The sequence below is a fragment of the Mesorhizobium qingshengii genome, from assembly GCF_027563465.1.
In the GTDB taxonomy this organism is placed as follows: Bacteria; Pseudomonadota; Alphaproteobacteria; order Rhizobiales; family Rhizobiaceae; genus Mesorhizobium; species Mesorhizobium qingshengii_A.
The window spans coordinates 11,567-25,693 of the sequence record NZ_JAPFQA010000010.1; the positions used below are offsets into that span (position 1 = coordinate 11,567).

19 protein-coding genes are annotated in these 14,127 nt (G+C 63.1%); 7 read left to right on the forward strand and 12 right to left on the reverse strand.

Annotation, left to right across the window (positions count from 1 at the left end; genetic code table 11):
• Positions 1-44 precede the first annotated feature (44 nt).
• On the forward strand, positions 45-1,076 hold the full coding sequence (locus OOJ09_RS20665; RefSeq protein WP_269906970.1) for a hydroxyacid dehydrogenase: 1,032 nt from the start codon (positions 45-47) through the stop codon (positions 1,074-1,076).
• Positions 1,077-1,165: 89 nt separating this feature from the next.
• On the opposite strand, the gene OOJ09_RS20670 is transcribed toward OOJ09_RS20665, so the two are convergent.
• The gene (locus OOJ09_RS20670; protein ID WP_269906971.1) at positions 1,166-1,576 is read right to left on the reverse strand and encodes a GFA family protein; all 411 of its coding nucleotides are present in this window, start codon (positions 1,574-1,576) and stop codon (positions 1,166-1,168) included.
• A 248-nt stretch (positions 1,577-1,824) separates the two neighbouring features.
• On the opposite strand from OOJ09_RS20670, the gene OOJ09_RS20675 reads away from it, so the two are divergent.
• Complete coding sequence (locus OOJ09_RS20675) at positions 1,825-4,440, forward strand: patatin-like phospholipase family protein (protein ID WP_269906972.1); 2,616 nt, start codon at positions 1,825-1,827, stop codon at positions 4,438-4,440.
• Here OOJ09_RS20675 and map read toward each other — a convergent pair.
• Both map and OOJ09_RS20685 read right to left on the reverse strand, forming a co-directional pair.
• Positions 4,409-5,209: a type I methionyl aminopeptidase gene (gene map / locus OOJ09_RS20680; RefSeq protein ID WP_269906973.1), complete on the reverse strand. Its 801-nt coding sequence runs from the start codon at positions 5,207-5,209 to the stop codon at positions 4,409-4,411. The genes OOJ09_RS20675 and map overlap by 32 nt on opposite strands.
• Positions 5,206-5,418: a ParD-like family protein gene (locus OOJ09_RS20685; protein ID WP_269906974.1), complete on the reverse strand. Its 213-nt coding sequence runs from the start codon at positions 5,416-5,418 to the stop codon at positions 5,206-5,208. The genes map and OOJ09_RS20685 overlap by 4 nt, the downstream gene beginning before the upstream one ends.
• Before the next feature lie 305 nt (positions 5,419-5,723).
• On the opposite strand from OOJ09_RS20685, the gene OOJ09_RS20690 reads away from it, so the two are divergent.
• Entirely contained in the window at positions 5,724-6,029 is a 306-nt protein-coding gene (locus OOJ09_RS20690; RefSeq protein WP_269906975.1) for a hypothetical protein, read from the forward strand.
• A gap of 361 nt (positions 6,030-6,390) precedes the next feature.
• Here the strand turns inward: OOJ09_RS20690 and OOJ09_RS20695 are convergent, their stop codons facing one another.
• Positions 6,391-6,483, reverse strand: a complete 93-nt coding sequence (locus OOJ09_RS20695; RefSeq protein ID WP_269906976.1) for a putative RiPP precursor — start codon at positions 6,481-6,483, stop codon at positions 6,391-6,393.
• A 636-nt stretch (positions 6,484-7,119) separates the two neighbouring features.
• Between OOJ09_RS20695 and OOJ09_RS20700 the strand changes: the two genes are divergently transcribed.
• Positions 7,120-7,269: a hypothetical protein gene (locus tag OOJ09_RS20700; RefSeq protein WP_269906977.1), complete on the forward strand. Its 150-nt coding sequence runs from the start codon at positions 7,120-7,122 to the stop codon at positions 7,267-7,269.
• A 33-nt stretch (positions 7,270-7,302) separates the two neighbouring features.
• Here the strand turns inward: OOJ09_RS20700 and OOJ09_RS20705 are convergent, their stop codons facing one another.
• The 5 genes from OOJ09_RS20705 to OOJ09_RS20725 form a co-directional block, all read right to left on the reverse strand.
• Complete coding sequence (locus OOJ09_RS20705) at positions 7,303-8,295, reverse strand: HNH endonuclease (RefSeq protein WP_269906978.1); 993 nt, start codon at positions 8,293-8,295, stop codon at positions 7,303-7,305.
• A gap of 36 nt (positions 8,296-8,331) precedes the next feature.
• Complete coding sequence (locus OOJ09_RS20710) at positions 8,332-8,601, reverse strand: hypothetical protein (protein WP_269906979.1); 270 nt, start codon at positions 8,599-8,601, stop codon at positions 8,332-8,334.
• A gap of 96 nt (positions 8,602-8,697) precedes the next feature.
• Positions 8,698-9,291, reverse strand: coding sequence for a DUF6456 domain-containing protein (locus OOJ09_RS20715; protein ID WP_269906980.1), 594 nt, complete (start codon positions 9,289-9,291; stop codon positions 8,698-8,700).
• Positions 9,197-9,679 carry a hypothetical protein gene (locus tag OOJ09_RS20720; RefSeq protein WP_269906981.1) on the reverse strand — a complete coding sequence of 161 codons (483 nt, stop codon included), beginning with the start codon at positions 9,677-9,679 and terminating at the stop codon, positions 9,197-9,199. The genes OOJ09_RS20715 and OOJ09_RS20720 overlap by 95 nt, the downstream gene beginning before the upstream one ends.
• Positions 9,600-10,280, reverse strand: coding sequence for a YdaU family protein (locus tag OOJ09_RS20725; protein WP_269906982.1), 681 nt, complete (start codon positions 10,278-10,280; stop codon positions 9,600-9,602). The genes OOJ09_RS20720 and OOJ09_RS20725 overlap by 80 nt, the downstream gene beginning before the upstream one ends.
• A gap of 89 nt (positions 10,281-10,369) precedes the next feature.
• Here OOJ09_RS20725 and OOJ09_RS20730 point away from each other — a divergent pair, with 89 nt between their 5' ends.
• Both OOJ09_RS20730 and OOJ09_RS20735 read left to right on the forward strand, forming a co-directional pair.
• Complete coding sequence (locus OOJ09_RS20730; RefSeq protein ID WP_269906983.1) at positions 10,370-10,651, forward strand: DUF982 domain-containing protein; 282 nt, start codon at positions 10,370-10,372, stop codon at positions 10,649-10,651.
• A 105-nt stretch (positions 10,652-10,756) separates the two neighbouring features.
• Positions 10,757-11,065, forward strand: a complete 309-nt coding sequence (locus OOJ09_RS20735; RefSeq protein ID WP_269907133.1) for a DUF982 domain-containing protein — start codon at positions 10,757-10,759, stop codon at positions 11,063-11,065.
• 581 nt (positions 11,066-11,646) lie between these two features.
• Here the strand turns inward: OOJ09_RS20735 and OOJ09_RS20740 are convergent.
• Both OOJ09_RS20740 and OOJ09_RS20745 read right to left on the reverse strand, forming a co-directional pair.
• The gene (locus OOJ09_RS20740) at positions 11,647-12,321 is read right to left on the reverse strand and encodes a GcrA cell cycle regulator (RefSeq protein WP_269906984.1); all 675 of its coding nucleotides are present in this window, start codon (positions 12,319-12,321) and stop codon (positions 11,647-11,649) included.
• 128 nt (positions 12,322-12,449) lie between these two features.
• The gene (locus OOJ09_RS20745; protein WP_269906985.1) at positions 12,450-12,908 is read right to left on the reverse strand and encodes a hypothetical protein; all 459 of its coding nucleotides are present in this window, start codon (positions 12,906-12,908) and stop codon (positions 12,450-12,452) included.
• Positions 12,909-12,942: 34 nt separating this feature from the next.
• Here OOJ09_RS20745 and OOJ09_RS20750 point away from each other — a divergent pair, with 34 nt between their 5' ends.
• Positions 12,943-13,638, forward strand: coding sequence for an XRE family transcriptional regulator (locus tag OOJ09_RS20750; RefSeq protein ID WP_269906986.1), 696 nt, complete (start codon positions 12,943-12,945; stop codon positions 13,636-13,638).
• A 60-nt stretch (positions 13,639-13,698) separates the two neighbouring features.
• Here OOJ09_RS20750 and OOJ09_RS20755 read toward each other — a convergent pair whose 3' ends face one another.
• The gene (locus tag OOJ09_RS20755; RefSeq protein ID WP_091584880.1) at positions 13,699-14,001 is read right to left on the reverse strand and encodes a hypothetical protein; all 303 of its coding nucleotides are present in this window, start codon (positions 13,999-14,001) and stop codon (positions 13,699-13,701) included.
• Positions 14,002-14,127 lie beyond the last annotated feature (126 nt).

Consider the following 14,127-nt stretch of genomic DNA (forward strand, 5'->3'; position numbering starts at 1 on the left):
TTGACCGAGAAAGCGCGATCGGATCGCGCCCGGGAGGAACCATCATGTCAGACAGCGCCTTGCCGCTGGTCATCAGCGCGCCGGAACCACGCACGCTCGACCTCATCTTCACGCCGGATCAGCTGGCGCGCTTCAAGGCGAAATACCGCATCGTCGAGACGACGCCCGATGGCGTGGCCAAGCTGCCGGCCGACGTGCTGGCCGAGGCCCGCTACATCGTCGGCCAGCCGCCGATCACGCCCGAGACGCTGGCGAGCATGAAGGCGCTGCGCTGCGTCTTCAACGTCGAGAGCAATTTGCTCAACAACATGCCCTACGAGACGCTGTTTTCGCGCGGCATCCATGTCGTCACCACCGGGCTGGTGTTCGCCGAACCGGTGGCCGAGCTTGGCCTTGCCATGGCGCTCAACCTCGCCCGTGGCATCGTCGACGCCGACCTTGCCTTTCGCCAGGGCAAGGAGCTGTGGGGCGGCGACGGCAACCAGACGGCGCGGCTCCTGTCCGGCGCCGATGTCGGCATCATCGGCTTCGGCGATCTCGGCCGCGCGCTGAACCGGCTGCTGGCGGGCTTCCGCACCCGCACAAAGGTCTTCGATCCCTGGCTGCCGCCGTCGATCCTCATCGACAATGGCGTCGAGCCGGCCTCGCTCGACGAGGTGCTGACATCAAGCGACTTCGTTTTCGTCGTCGCCTCGGTGACCTCTGAGAACCAGGGCTTTCTCGGCGCCGATGCCTTCGCCAGCATGCGCAAGGGCGCCGCCTTCATCCTGCTCAGCCGCGCCGGCGTCGTCGACTTCCCGGCCCTGATGGCGGCGGTGAAGAGCGGCCACATCGTCGCCGCCAGCGATGTCTTCCCGGAAGAGCCGCTGGCGCGGGACCACCCGGTGCGTGCCCTGCCCGGCTTCCTGCGCTCGGCCCACCGCGCCGGCGCCCTCGACATCGCCTTCAAGCGCATGGGCGACATGGTGCTGGAGGACATGGACCTGATCGACCGCGGCCTGCCGCCGCTGCGCTCCAAGCGCGCCGAACGCGAGACGGTGTCGCGCATGCGCTCCAGGCCGGTCGACAAGAACTAGGTGTTCAGTTCCGCCACATCGCAACCCGCTACGACCGCCACGCTTCAGCTTCGCAAAACTCGCTGCCGTGCGATTCTGGCTGCGTTTTATCAGCGCGAAGCCCGGTCTTTCGTATAGTCAGGCCCAAAACGTGTCGGCAGGCCGTCGGCGAGTTTCAACCAAGGGAGCTTCTCCTCAAAAGCGACATGCAGCGTTGGTGCAAGTTTTTCCGGCTCCTCCATCGCTGCGGCAAAGAAATGCATGACACCGGACATGTTCTTTGAGCGGAAGGACAGCGGCGAGCCACATTTATCGCAAAATGTTCTTTCCACACCGGGAGAAGAGTTGAATACCTTCGGTGGTTTGCCCAGCCATCTCCATTGGCTGTCCAAGACGCCAATGTAGGTGGTCATCGGCGCAGAACATTGCCGCCGACAACTTTCACAATGGCAGTTCACGCAGGCCTGTGCCGAGCCAGCGACTTCAAAAGCAATAGCGCCACATAAGCAATGACCACGCATGCAAATTCTCCTTGAGCCAACTGACCTGACCGATAATTTATACTGGTCGTAACCAGGGGGTCGCCGTGAAATGCGCTGAGCTGGCGCCCAATTCCGACATTCGACGCAAGCGGTTGTGTTCGCGTGCGCGAGGCGTTGCCTCGCCGCCCGCGCCCATGGACATGGCCGGCGGTACGCGCTTTAGTGACGCAAGGATATCTTCCCTACAATACAGACAGCGTGCGGTTCCCAGGTAACGGAGATCGAGCGTGCTCCTGAATTTCGTTGATGTCTTTCGTCGCGAACTGAGCGTCATCAATTTCCGTCGCGACGCCATACGCAACGGCATGGTGGCCGAACGCAGGTCGCAGGCCGCAAGCAAGGCCGCTCGCCATTTTGTCGTCGATCGCGGCGACGCGGCACTCGACGACACAAGGTCCGATCCGAAGCGCGACACGGTCCGGACGGAAAAAACCAGCAATCTTACCGGGATAGCCCTGTCGGGCGGGGGTATGCGCTCCGCCTCGTACGGCCTCGGCGTCTTGCAGGCGCTGGCGTCCCTGTCACCAGCGGGCACTCCGCGCCCGCTTGATGCCGTCGACTATCTCTCCACCGTGTCGGGCGGCGGCTATATCGGCACGTCGGTGGTGGCCGGGATGATGCAAGACAATCGCTCATTCCCGTTCGAAAGCCGGCTCGATGAAGCGGAGACGCCTGAAACGCAGCATCTGCGTGACTTCTCCAATTTCCTGGCGCCGGCCGGTGCCCCGGACCATCTGGTGACCATCGCGCTGGTGATGCGCGGCCTGCTGGTCAATGCCCTGATCGTCCTGCCGGCCTTGTTGCTGCTCGCCGCCCTCACCATCCTGCTCAATCCAACCGTATCCGACCTGATGACGCCCGGCATTCTCGGCTTTTCGGCCTCGAAATTATGGATGTTCAGCGGAACCATGAAGCACTTTGCGCATACGATGCTTCTTGCCGCGCTGGCGGCATTGCTGATGTTCGGCAGCGCGCTCTACACGTCGTTTGCGTTTCGCAGGGACACGCTGAAGAGCCGTGAAATTCTCGGCCGTGCCCTGGGCGCGCTGGTAGCGTTGGTGCTCGCCTCGGCCATCATCGAGATCCAGCCCCTCGTGCTTTCCGGGATGCTTGCGAACGCGAATGACAAGCAGATCACCTCGGCCAGGGAAGTCATCGTCCTGGCGCAGCCCTTTCAGGATTTGCTTGCGGCTTTCGCGAGCATTCTGCCCTCGCTCGCCACGGTGCTGGCCCCGACGGTGGCGGTTCTCATTTCCGTCGCGCAGAAACTGGCCAAGCTTGCGGAGGCGTCGCTTGGCGACGGGACCTGGAGCGCGGCGATGAAGAAAAACAGCAGCCGATTTGTATTGTACCTCGCCGCCGTGATCGTGCCGTTCATGCTGTGGATCGCATACATATACCTGAGTTACTGGGCGATCCGGAAAGGCGACGAGTGGTGCGGCGTGGAAACCCCGCGCTGGCTGAAAGCGATCACGCATTGCGAGATGGATTGGTATGCGCATTGGCAGATATGGCCGCTTTCCCGGCTTGGTCCGATCGGCGCGACATATCTGGGCGTCGCCTTGGCTCTCTCGGCTGTCTGCCTGTTGATCGGGCCGAATTCGAACTCTCTCCACAGGCTCTATCGCGACCGCCTCAGCCGTGCCTTTCTCATGCAGAGGAAGACCATAGGCCAGAAGCCGTCGGAAGCGGTCGACACCTGGAAATTCTCCTCGTTGAAGCCATTCGACGAAAGAGCCGGAAGCTGGAAGGAGGGCGCTGCCTTCTCGCCCTATCTTCTGTCGAACGCCGCCATAAACCTCGAGGGCTCGAAGGACCTCAACAAGCGTGGGCGCAACGCCGACAATTTCATTTTCAGCCCGCTCCATGTCGGCAGCCAGTCGACCGGCTATGTCAGGTCGAAAGATATAGAGCGCGTGGTGCCCGACCTCAGCCTCGCCACGGCAATGGCGACATCCGGCGCGGCGGCGTCCGCCAACATGGGACGGCAGACCATCAAGATCCTGACGTTCAGCCTCTCGCTCCTGAACATCCGCCTCGGCTACTGGCTGGCCAATCCCGCCCGGATCAATGCGTTCAAGAAAGGCTTGAACCGATGGATCGCGAATGTCGGCACATGGTATTTCGCGGCGGAGACGGCCGGGCTTCTGAATGAGAAACGGCTCAACGTGTACCTGACGGATGGCGGCCACATCGAGAACCTCGGCATCTACGAGTTGCTCCGCCGCCGCTGCAAGGTCATCCTGGCGGTCGACGCCGAGGCTGACCCGGCCCTGACCTTTCCATCGCTGGTCAATCTGGAGGTCATGGCGCGCATCGATCTCGGCGTCAGAATCGACCTGGGATGGCAAGCGATCCAGGCCAATTCGCTCGGCATCACGCCAGCCGCGCCCTATGGCCCTGGCGGCCCGCCCGGCCGGCATGGCCCGCATGCCGCCATCGGCATCATAAAGTATGACGACGACGAAACTGGCGTCCTGATCTACATAAAACCGTCATTGAGCGGCGATGAGAACGACTACATCCTCGACTATTTCAGGCGGTATCCGACCTTTCCCCACGAAACGACCGTCGACCAGTTCTTCACCGAGGAGCAGTTCGAGGCCTATCGCGCCCTGGGGTTCCATGCGGCACGCGGACTTCTGACCGGCGCCGACAATTTCGGGAAGCCCGCGGCGGCCCCGGAGGGCTGGGACAGCCAGGTTGCCCAAGCCCTCGCCTTGCTCAATGTGCCAGCATCGATGGCGGCGGCGATCGTGGCCCATCTCCAGGCCCAACCAGACCAGACCACTCATGCGGCGCCTCCTCGAATCAACCAGCCGCCGCCACCGAAGGCCAATTGATTGGTCCCGAGCCTGGTTCGTCAGGGCGCAACGTCAGCACCGCCACGCCGGAGGCTGTAACGGCAACGGTGTGCTCGAACTGTGCGGAAAGCGACCCGTCTCTCGTCACCACGGTCCAGCCGTCAGCTTCGGTTCTCACACCCCGCCGGCCTCGATTGAGCATCGGCTCGATCGTGAAGACCATGCCCTCCCGCAGCGCGAGGCCAGTTCCCGGCTTGCCGAAGTGCAGGACCTGAGGTTCCTCATGCATCTCCCGGCCGATGCCGTGACCGCAATATTCACGCACCACGGAATAGCCATTTCGCTTGGCATGCCGTTCGATCGCCCAGCCGATGTCTCCGAGCCGCGCGCCCGGGCGAACCGCCCGGATGCCCATCCACATGGCTTCGTAGGCGGTCTGGACCAGCCTCTTGGCGGCTGGATTTACCCCGCCAACGAGATAGGTCTTGCTGGAATCCGCGATATAGCCGTTCTTCTCGAGCGTGATGTCGAAATTGACGATGTCGCCGTCCCGAAGCACGTTCGATTGCGATGGAACGCCGTGGCAGACCACATCGTTCACCGAGGAATTCAACACGAAACCATAGCCATATTGGCCCTTGCTTGCTGGCCGGGCCTGGAGATCATGGACGATGAATTGCTCGACCATCTCGTTGACCTGAAGTGTCGACAGGCCGGCGAGCGAGGTTCGATCCAGCAGCCCGAACACGGACGCCAGCAGCCGGCCGGATTCGGCCAGCAACGTCAATTCCCGGGGCTGCTTCGTCATGCTGCGCTCACCGCCAGTGACTGAGCCGAAAAGCCCGCGGAACTGAGCTCACGCTCGATGATCTCGGTGAAACCGAGCGTCGGATTGGTCTCGCACAGCATGCCGAGCTTGATCCAATAGGCAGCCTGCGCATTGATCGAACGAAACGACACTTTGCTCGCTCTGCGCACCTGCTCGTGCAGATCATCATCTATGTTCACGATGCCCATTTGGATCTCCTTATACGATTCATATATGGAACGTATACAAGTCGCGAATGAGAAAGCCAAGGGGCAGTGTCGGAAGCGGCTCAATCCGAGAAAACCGCTGACAGCGGTCCACAGGAAGTGCGACGCTATCGAACAGCGTATCATGACCGCCGCTACCGCAAGCCGAAAAGCCACAAGCTGTTCTCGAATATATTTCGCCGGAATTGTCCGTTTTCGCGCGGAAAGTCCGGAACTTTCGTCCAGACCTGCCGTTTGCCACAGGATCGTTGCTTCGACGATCCATGAGGCAATAGGAGGATTATGCCATGAATATCAAGATGATCTGTTTTGGCGCCATGGCGCTTTCAATGGTTGCTGGCTCGGCCTTCGCCGCCGGCAACACCGGAACGTCCGCGCTCGACGACCCGGCCAAGATGCAGCCCTTCTACACGGACTCCAGCATGAAGAAGATGGTCAGCAGTGACGACTTCGTGAAGGCCTGGAAGGCAATGTCGCCGGACGACCAGAAAATGGTCATGGCGGCCTGCGACGATGAGGCCAAGAACGCGAATGCCGCCAACAGCCATCCGGAGTTCTGCAGCAGCGTGAAGGCAAACGGCGGCAGCAAGTAAGCACGGCTGCCCGGCGGTTGTTCGTCCACCTCGCCCCAGAGGGTGCGACGCCGCGGAAACGGACCTCGCCGCCCTCAGTGGGGCGGCGGGGGGTTGGCTGTCTCGGCTTGCGGGACCTTCAGGCGTTCAGCCCCAGATCCACGACAAGGGTTATACGCTCTTTGAGGGTACAGAGGCCACGACGGTTGAAAGCTTCTGGCGCTTTTCAAGCACCGGCTTTTCGTAGGTCTTTTTCATGTGATGTCCCCCAATGGGCCCAATAAGCATGCCAGAAGGCACTCCCAGGAAAATCTTGTCAAGCCGGGGTCGATACCAGGCGACGCGCCTCGGGAGGCCCTGCCAGGACCGCGAAGGGCGCTTGTTACTGGAGCTGGGAGCTCGGCGGAACTGCCGTCACGGCGGACAGCTTTTCGCGTTTGTCGAGTGTCGGCTTTTCGTAGATCTTCTTCTTCATTGAAGTCCCCATGGTCTGGCGCCAGATGCGGCGCGGATCCGGAATCTGTCAAGCCCGGAGCCGAAAACTGCGCGATGGATCGCGGCGACTGCGGGAAGGATGTGATCACCGGTCGGCGCCACGCAGGCGTCAAAAAACGCCAGGCTCGGTCAGAAGGGACCGGAAGCCACAAACGAGACGACGCTGGACAGCCTCTCACGCTTTGTGAGCGTGGGCTTTTCGTAAGTCTTCTTCATGGATTTCCCCCGGATCAACAGCGCCTGGCGCCTCCAGCCGCAACCAGGCTCAGGTCGGGCCCGATATAGCGACGGCGACCACCTTCGACAGCCGTTCGCGCTTTTCCAGAACCGGTTTCTCGTAAATCTTCTTCATGGATGTCCCCAATGCCCAGGATTGCCTGGAGTCAGGTCGCAGCAGAAGCGACCGCTTGTCAAGTCGTGGCCAGGAATGTTTTCAGGAACGTCACGCAAGCGCCTGGAGTTCCAGCTCGTCGCTCGGCCAGCCGGCCCATTTCCGGCGCCTTCCCTTTTTCGCAATGTTGCAATGCGAAAGGCTTGCTGCATTGCAATATCAGTCCGCCGACCGCCACCCGCGCCGGGCGGGCCGCACGAAGGAGCCGCCGCCGAGCGCGCCGTCGTGGCAAGCGTGCCCGACACGCTCTATGTCGACCTCACCAACTGCTTCCGCGGCCCCAATTCCTGCCACGTCGTCATCGGCGGCAAACTCGCCTTCCGCGACCGGCACCATCTGGCGATCGCGTTGCGGAACGCTGGAGGGGCCGATTGAAAGGGCCTTGTTTTAGGATGGGTGGTTTCTTCCTTATCCCACGAACACATCTGCGCGATGTTGAGCAAGGTAACTTTGTTGTGGCTGGGTGAAGGCCTCAGTACGCCAGACGACGGGAGCTTCGGAAAAGCCGAAGCTCTGCATTACTAATTGCTCGAATCCGAGGCGCCGCAAATCTGCTTTGTCGACGCGCGGAGAGATGAGTACCTCGCCGCCATCTTCAAAACTGATGAACCCGCGATCAAACAAATGATCGGCGTCTGGCGTGAGAAGCAGACCATTCATGCCATCAAGGCGCTCCTGCGCCGACGTGCATAGGCGCCAGGGTTTGATGTGGCTCGCGATCAAGAGCGCGGAATTGGTAATGCCAGTAAGTCGGCACGAGTGCTCGATAGTTTCAACATTCGCACGAAACTTTCCCTGGCCGCGACGCGCTTGAATCACGCTTTTCTTAACGGTGTCCTCAAGGGTGAGATCTTCCTTGATCCGGCGCTCGACTGCGTTCTCGAGCAGTTCATTCACTACTTCAAAGGTCAGGCTGTTGGCACCACCACGCGCCAGAGCGGCGCCGTCAAAGGTCGCGCCATCCACGATCGTTTGAAACACCCGAGGCGAGACACTTGCTAAGTAGGCCTTTTGATTGCCTGATCCGGAACTGGGGTTAATTGGCGAGTACTTAGCAGGCAAATGCGGCCCCAACACTTCTATCAACGCCTTCGGGCGCACAGGCGGCACAAGCGGTGTCCAGAATACTGGGAGAAGCCAACCCTCCTGGTTCCAGTAAGATCCAGTCTCCTTAAATTCGGCCGGCTTAGGAGCCGTAAATGCGAACTCAGCCACCCGGCCAACATAGCGTATGGCTTGATCGAAGAACGACATGACTAGATCGCCAGGTGCCGCGCGGCGCATGTTGTTATAGAACACGCTGCGCGCGCCGTTGCTTTCAGTCTTCGGAGACCAGAGATACTGCCCATCAATCTCTTGGCGGGCTGTTTGATTATGATTGACCCACCAAAACTGCGGCATAGCTACGAAATCTTTGAACCCCGCCCCAGAAAGGAGTCAACTCTTGCATCCGGTGATTGCATTGGCGCCATGGACAAATGCTAGCAAGATTTGCTCATCCGACAAATCATTAAATATCGGAAAGTCCGTTGGATTCCCGCCAGGGTGACCAGGCTCGTTGCAGCGAACGACGTTGAGATACCGTGACACGCCAGCCCAGTCTTTAGCGGGATCGCTCTTACGCTGAACCCAAGCACGCTTGAAATGGCCTTTAGCCTGCTCCCATTCTATATATTTTTGACCGCTGCCATCTTTTCGAATTTCCACGCAAATCCTCCCACGCTTTCCAAGAAGCATATAGACGTTCGGCGCGTGCATCGACAACCGGATAGTAGATTTCAACTGGCGCGCACGTTTCCCCCCTCACCGCCCCATCATCATCCCATAGTGCACCGCCAGCAGATCCAGCCCGACCTTCAAGAGCTTCGTCACCACATCCCGCCCCTCGCCGGTCTGCTCCGCCAGGCTCTTGATCGAGCCGCCGGCGCAGCAGACTTGCCGCACCACGGCGGCCACCTCCCAGTGGCATAGCGCCCTGGTGGCGGCGGCATGCGCCCGGCCGGCGTCGAGCACATTGTCGGCGACGCCCCCGCCCTGGCGGCCGCCGTCGACGCGCTCGGTCCAGCGCATCGGTTTCACGCTCGCCTGCTGGCTGCACTGGAAATCCTCGCGGTAGCGCTGGCCGGCCTCGCGCTGCTGGCGCGACAGCGAGGTGATGCCGATGAGCGGGTCGACATTGCGCACCCGCACGATGCCGCCGGTGGCGGTGAAGCCGTCATTCGACACCTCGTAGACACGGGCGGCCTCCTGCGTGCCGGCGTTGAGCCGCCTGCGGCCGAAGGCGTCGTCCCTCAGCGCGAAATCATGGCCGATCTCGCGGCGGATGCGCACCTGCTCGGCCTCGCCCTTGGGCAGTTTCGGCGCCTGGGGTTTTGCGGGTCCGGTCTTCCTGGCCATGGGTGGCTCCTTGGTTTGGGGTTGGGAGATCTTGGCTTTTCGAAGTCGCTGCCTTCGCAATCGATGGGTCCACCCTTGCGCCCTGCGGCTTCGAGGAGCCCAGGTTCTGCAGCGCCCCTCTCCTCGCCAGCAGCTCGCGGATGGCGCGGCGTTCGCGCAATTCGATGCAGAGCTGTGCGCTGGAGGGGCAGAATTGGGCGTTGCCGGTCTTCACCTCGCCGCGCATGAAGCGCTGGATGGCGGACTGCAGGTCGGCCAGCTCGGCCTCCTGCACGGCGCTGAGATAGCCGCGCATCTGCATGTCGACATCAGTCAGCGCGGATTGCGGGAAGCATGAGAACATCGCGGCAAGCGCCTTCGTCGCCTGCTGCAATTCGGCTGCGGTCATGGTTCCGGATCTCCTCGATGATGGCGTTGGCGGCGTCGGTATGGGTTTTCGGCTGATGCCAGCCGGCCGGCCTTTTCGGCCTGGCGGTGCGCGGGGAGAAACGCCGCGCGTCCTCTTCCGTCCGGCCCGCAAATCCCTGCGCGTGTTCGGGGGAAAAGGCGCCAGCCCTTTCCCGGGAAAAAGCGGTGGCTTTTTCACTCTGGTTTCTGGACTCTGGAAGATGCCGCGGCAAAGCGCCGGCATTTGCCGCCGCATGCGCCTTTGTTTTCAAGGCGGTGGCGGCCCCGCCGCGTGCCCCGGCGGCGGCCCTCGCCTGGCTTTTGCCCTGGGCCTTGTGCAGCTCCTTGGTCAGCCGCCCGTGGCCGATCTCGCCGCCCTCGCGCTCGAAAAAGGTCAACAGGTCGGCGCTGAGCGCGCGCCATTTCTTCAGCGACAGGCGCGCCACCCGGGCCAGCTTGGCATCGTCGTCGGGCAGCCGGCCGCCCGCATTCCACATCGCCATCAACAGCAGCATGTAGGCGCCGATCTGCTCGGTGGAGAGCTGCAGCGTGTCGCCGACGAAATCGGAGACGTAGAGCTGCATGAAGGGGCGCTCGCTCATGCCGCCGCGCCCATATTCAAGCCACGCCTGATGGAACCAGCGGCGGGGTTCGACGTTTTGTCGCGTCGATGCCAAGGGGAGGTTTGCCGATGACGGCCTTCATGCCGGTTACTCTGCGATTTTGCGACAACAAAACCATGCTGGTCGGCTCGGTGGCCGAGGCCGCCACGGCGCTCGGGCACCAGTGGCCCGACAGGACCGCGCCTGCCTATATCGAGGCGGCAAGGCTGGTTGCCCTGGCCGTGGACGGCACCTGCAGCCAGCGCATCGCCTTCGACGCCTTCATCAAGGCGGCCAGGCAGCAGGGCATACTGGTTGCCAAGCCGCGGAGCCGGGCGCATGATTGGCTGGACGCCGCAGCCGGTCCGTGACGCCGGCGCGGATGTGATGCAACCGCCCGCCCGCCTTGCGCGTTTATGAGCGCGGGCTTGAATGCCGCGCGCAATGCCAGAGCTGAGGTGAACGCCGTGGGTACGATGAAGACCGGGGTGCCGCTCAAGGTGCGGATGGAGGGTCAGGTGGAAGAGATCGACAGCGTCAGCGACGCCGCCGATTTCCTGCAGCGCTGGCCAATCGAGCGGCGCGGCCACATCTACCGCAGCGCGCTCAATGCCTGCAGCGCGGCCATCGCCGCGCAGATCTCCGAATCCGACGCCATGAAAGTGTTCACCGGCTTTGCCCGGGTCAGCGGCATCCTGGTTGCCGAAAGCGGTCCGGCCATGACGCTCGAGGCAAGGACCGTGCAAAGCCGCATGCCCAGGCAGGGCCGCCATATCCCGAAATAAGGAAGTGGGGCTTTCGTCCCGATCCTGCTTCATCTGAAATCCCTCGCGACCGATCGTCCGCGTTTGCCTGCCATGTCAGCGCCGTTTCTCATCCGCCTGCCGGCACCTTCTCCCGGATTGCGCAAACGCATGCGAAGTACCGCCACCCCCTGCCCACAAGGGGGAGGGGAATCCCGCCGGCGGACGGCAAACGGCCAACGTTTCGGCATCCAGTTCGAGCCTGCGCGACCTTGTCCCCCTCCCCCTTGTGGGCAGGGCAATCGCATATAGGCGGGCGGGGCTTTCGCTCTACGATTTACCCCCACCCCTAACCCCTCCCCACAAGGGGGAGGGAAACTTCCGTTGGCGCTGACATCGGCAGATTGCCGACGTTTTGACGCCGGGTAACAGCGCGCGGCAGCATTCCCTCCCCCTTGTGGGGAGGGTTAGGGTGGGGGTCTATCTTCGTGAGAATCCATATGCGATCGCCCTGCACTTGTGGGGGTCCGAAGGACGGGCGAGACCCGTGGCTCGCCCCGGCAGAGGACCGCAGGTCCGGGGTGGGGGTACGCGGCGGGCCAGATGTCGCAACGCCCAGCTCCTCACCCCGGCGCCGCTACGAAAACGCGGCGGCGGAAGCGCGCCTGGTGGAAGTCGCAATAGCTTTTCAGCGCCCTCGTGCGCATGCCGCAGCACAGCATGCCGGCGCCTGGCCGGCCGCCCGGCGCATCGTTTTCAGGATCTTCTTCCAGCGTCAGGTCCAGCGGCGCGCGGCAGCGGCCGAACAGGCAGTCGATGAAGCGCATCGCCACGCCGTGCGGCTGGCGGCCGATGGCGGTGCGCGGCGGCACCGGCACCTCCAGGCGATAGGCCTCGCCATCGGCCACCAGCACGCCGACCTCGCGCGCATACAGGCGCGGCGGCAGCCAGGCCGGCGGCGGGTCGCGCCTCGGCCGGGCGCCCTTGCGGGCACCGGCGCCCTTGGCGGCGGACCCGTCAGCACCCTTGTCGGCAGCAGCCTTGCCCTTGGCGGGCGCGCCGCGCGCTCGCTTGCTTGCGGATCGATCGCCCGCGCCCCGCCTGGCGCCGCCCGGCCTGCCATTGGCAAAGCCGATCGCGCCAAGCATGGCGTTGCGGTGCACGATGCCGATGATGGCGTTGCGTGACACGCGGGCGCCGCGCAGTGCGCTGAACGCCGCCGCGATCTTCGAGGCGGAAAGCCCCTCCTTCAGCCAGCGGGCGATCTCCTGCAATTCCGCGTCGCTGTAGCTTGCCATCTCCAGGCTCCGTCCAGGGTTCCGCCTTCGGCCGCGCGAGCGCGCCGTCAGGCAAGCGTCAGGGCTCGGCCCGGATTGTCAGGGCCGCGTTCGGGGGGTGTTTGGTTCGAGCTCCGGTTGGCGCCGGGTCAGCCGGGGCGGATCGATTGCCCGGCGGCGAGGCGCGAAAGCCGCGCCTCGGCCGTCTCTCTGTCAGGTGCGGAAACCGCCCTGCCCGTTGTCCGGTCGAACAGCATGACAGTGCCATCCTGCGTGCGGATGCACGGCCGGCCGGATGAACCGGCGCAAGCCTGCCCGGCGCCATGCCGGCTGAATTGGGGGCCGGAGCCGCGGGGAGCGGCGGCTCCGGCCGTTCCGGCCGCCGGTGACGGGCGGACCGGACCCGGGGCCGATGCGTGCAAGCATTGGGCCTCGGGCTTCGCCCCGGCCGGGGAGGAGGACAGCCGGGACGGAAGCGAATGGGTGACGGCCTTCGCCGCCGGATGCGCCTCGGTTGAGGCCGGCGCCATGGCGCCATCGAAGCTGGACAGGTTCTGCATGACCAGATATAAGCATAACTCAAAAATAGATGCAAGCCATTCTTTCATAGACGAGAGCCGCTTTCATCGCTCACATGGCGCCATGGCAAAGACGGAACTGTCGATCAAGGTCGGGGCGGCGATCCGCAAGGCGCGCAAGCAGCGCGGCCTGGTCATGCGCCATATCGCCGAGCACAACGACACCGATGTCGCCGCCGTCGGCAACTGGGAAACCGGCCGCAACCTGCCCAAGACCGAGAACCTGCTGAAGACCGCCGCCTTCCTGCGCGTCGACCCCGTCGCGCTTGGCAAGGGCGAGGTCGTCTTCCTCGACGATGCCGGCCCGGTGGCCGACGCAGAGGTCGTCACCGATGCCGCCCCCCTGCCCGCCGGGCCGATGGACATCGAGCTGCTTGGCGCGGCGGTCGGCGGCGACGACGGCGACTTCACCTTCAACGGCGAGGTCGCCGGCTATGTCCAGCGCCCGCCCGGCATCGCGCAACTGCGCAAGGTGTTTGCGCTGCACGTGCTCTCGGATTCCATGGTGCCGCGCTATGAGCCCGGCGAAATGCTCTATTGCGGCGGCCGCGACGCCGTGCCCGGCGACCATGTGGTCATCGAGACCTTTCCCGAAGAGAACGAGCGCAACGGCAAGGCCTTCATCAAGAAGCTGGTCAAGCGCACTGCCGCCGAACTCGTGGTCGAGCAGTACAATCCGCCCAAGACGCTGACCTTCAACCGCTACGCCATCAAGCACGTCTGGCGCGTGATTCCGCTCAAGGAATTGCTGGGGTATTAGGGGGCTCTTCCTTCTTCCCCTGTGGGAGAAGGAAGAGCCAGCGCCGGCGCCACCGCCCTCTCAAGCCCGCTTCGATCCTTCCAGAGGCACCTCGCGGTCGTTCAGCATCCGCGCTTCACTGCGCACCCGCTGGCGCTCGTCGATGAACGCCGCCTGGATCGACACCGCGGCGCCCGGCAGTCCGTCGGCGCGGCAGGCCGAGCAGACGATGCGGCCCGACAACGCGGCCAGCGGCGTGTTCCCCGTCACCCCGAACCGCTTCAGCTGATCGGGCCGCCACCACCTGTTGCGGCCGCAATCGGCGCACTCGACCGATATCGAGGCGACATGCGCGATCACCGGTTCCTTGCCTGGCAATGCCATCGCCCCTCCCTCGCCATTTGTTCCTGATTTGTTCACATATTCCTGCGTTTTGGCGCGAGAGTCGAGTCGCGCCTTTCAAACTTTCCCAAAAGTTTTTCTTCTATAGTTATTTGAGTTATGCTCTTA

Coding starts and splice junctions, on each gene's coding strand:
- OOJ09_RS20750 (WP_269906986.1), top strand. CDS start 12,943: ATGGCAAAGACGGAACTGTCGATCAAGGTCGGGGCGGCGATCCGCAAG.
- OOJ09_RS20705 (WP_269906978.1), bottom strand. CDS start 8,295: ATGCCGCAGTTTTGGTGGGTCAATCATAATCAAACAGCCCGCCAAGAG.
- OOJ09_RS20755 (WP_091584880.1), bottom strand. CDS start 14,001: ATGGCATTGCCAGGCAAGGAACCGGTGATCGCGCATGTCGCCTCGATA.
- OOJ09_RS20725 (WP_269906982.1), bottom strand. CDS start 10,280: ATGAGCGAGCGCCCCTTCATGCAGCTCTACGTCTCCGATTTCGTCGGC.
- OOJ09_RS20740 (WP_269906984.1), bottom strand. CDS start 12,321: ATGGCAAGCTACAGCGACGCGGAATTGCAGGAGATCGCCCGCTGGCTG.
- OOJ09_RS20685 (WP_269906974.1), bottom strand. CDS start 5,418: ATGGGCATCGTGAACATAGATGATGATCTGCACGAGCAGGTGCGCAGA.
- OOJ09_RS20735 (WP_269907133.1), top strand. CDS start 10,757: ATGAAGACCGGGGTGCCGCTCAAGGTGCGGATGGAGGGTCAGGTGGAA.
- OOJ09_RS20690 (WP_269906975.1), top strand. CDS start 5,724: ATGAATATCAAGATGATCTGTTTTGGCGCCATGGCGCTTTCAATGGTT.
- OOJ09_RS20720 (WP_269906981.1), bottom strand. CDS start 9,679: ATGACCGCAGCCGAATTGCAGCAGGCGACGAAGGCGCTTGCCGCGATG.
- map (WP_269906973.1), bottom strand. CDS start 5,209: ATGACGAAGCAGCCCCGGGAATTGACGTTGCTGGCCGAATCCGGCCGG.
- OOJ09_RS20665 (WP_269906970.1), top strand. CDS start 45: ATGTCAGACAGCGCCTTGCCGCTGGTCATCAGCGCGCCGGAACCACGC.
- OOJ09_RS20745 (WP_269906985.1), bottom strand. CDS start 12,908: ATGAAAGAATGGCTTGCATCTATTTTTGAGTTATGCTTATATCTGGTC.
- OOJ09_RS20670 (WP_269906971.1), bottom strand. CDS start 1,576: ATGCGTGGTCATTGCTTATGTGGCGCTATTGCTTTTGAAGTCGCTGGC.
- OOJ09_RS20730 (WP_269906983.1), top strand. CDS start 10,370: ATGACGGCCTTCATGCCGGTTACTCTGCGATTTTGCGACAACAAAACC.
- OOJ09_RS20715 (WP_269906980.1), bottom strand. CDS start 9,291: ATGGCCAGGAAGACCGGACCCGCAAAACCCCAGGCGCCGAAACTGCCC.
- OOJ09_RS20695 (WP_269906976.1), bottom strand. CDS start 6,483: ATGAAGAAGAAGATCTACGAAAAGCCGACACTCGACAAACGCGAAAAG.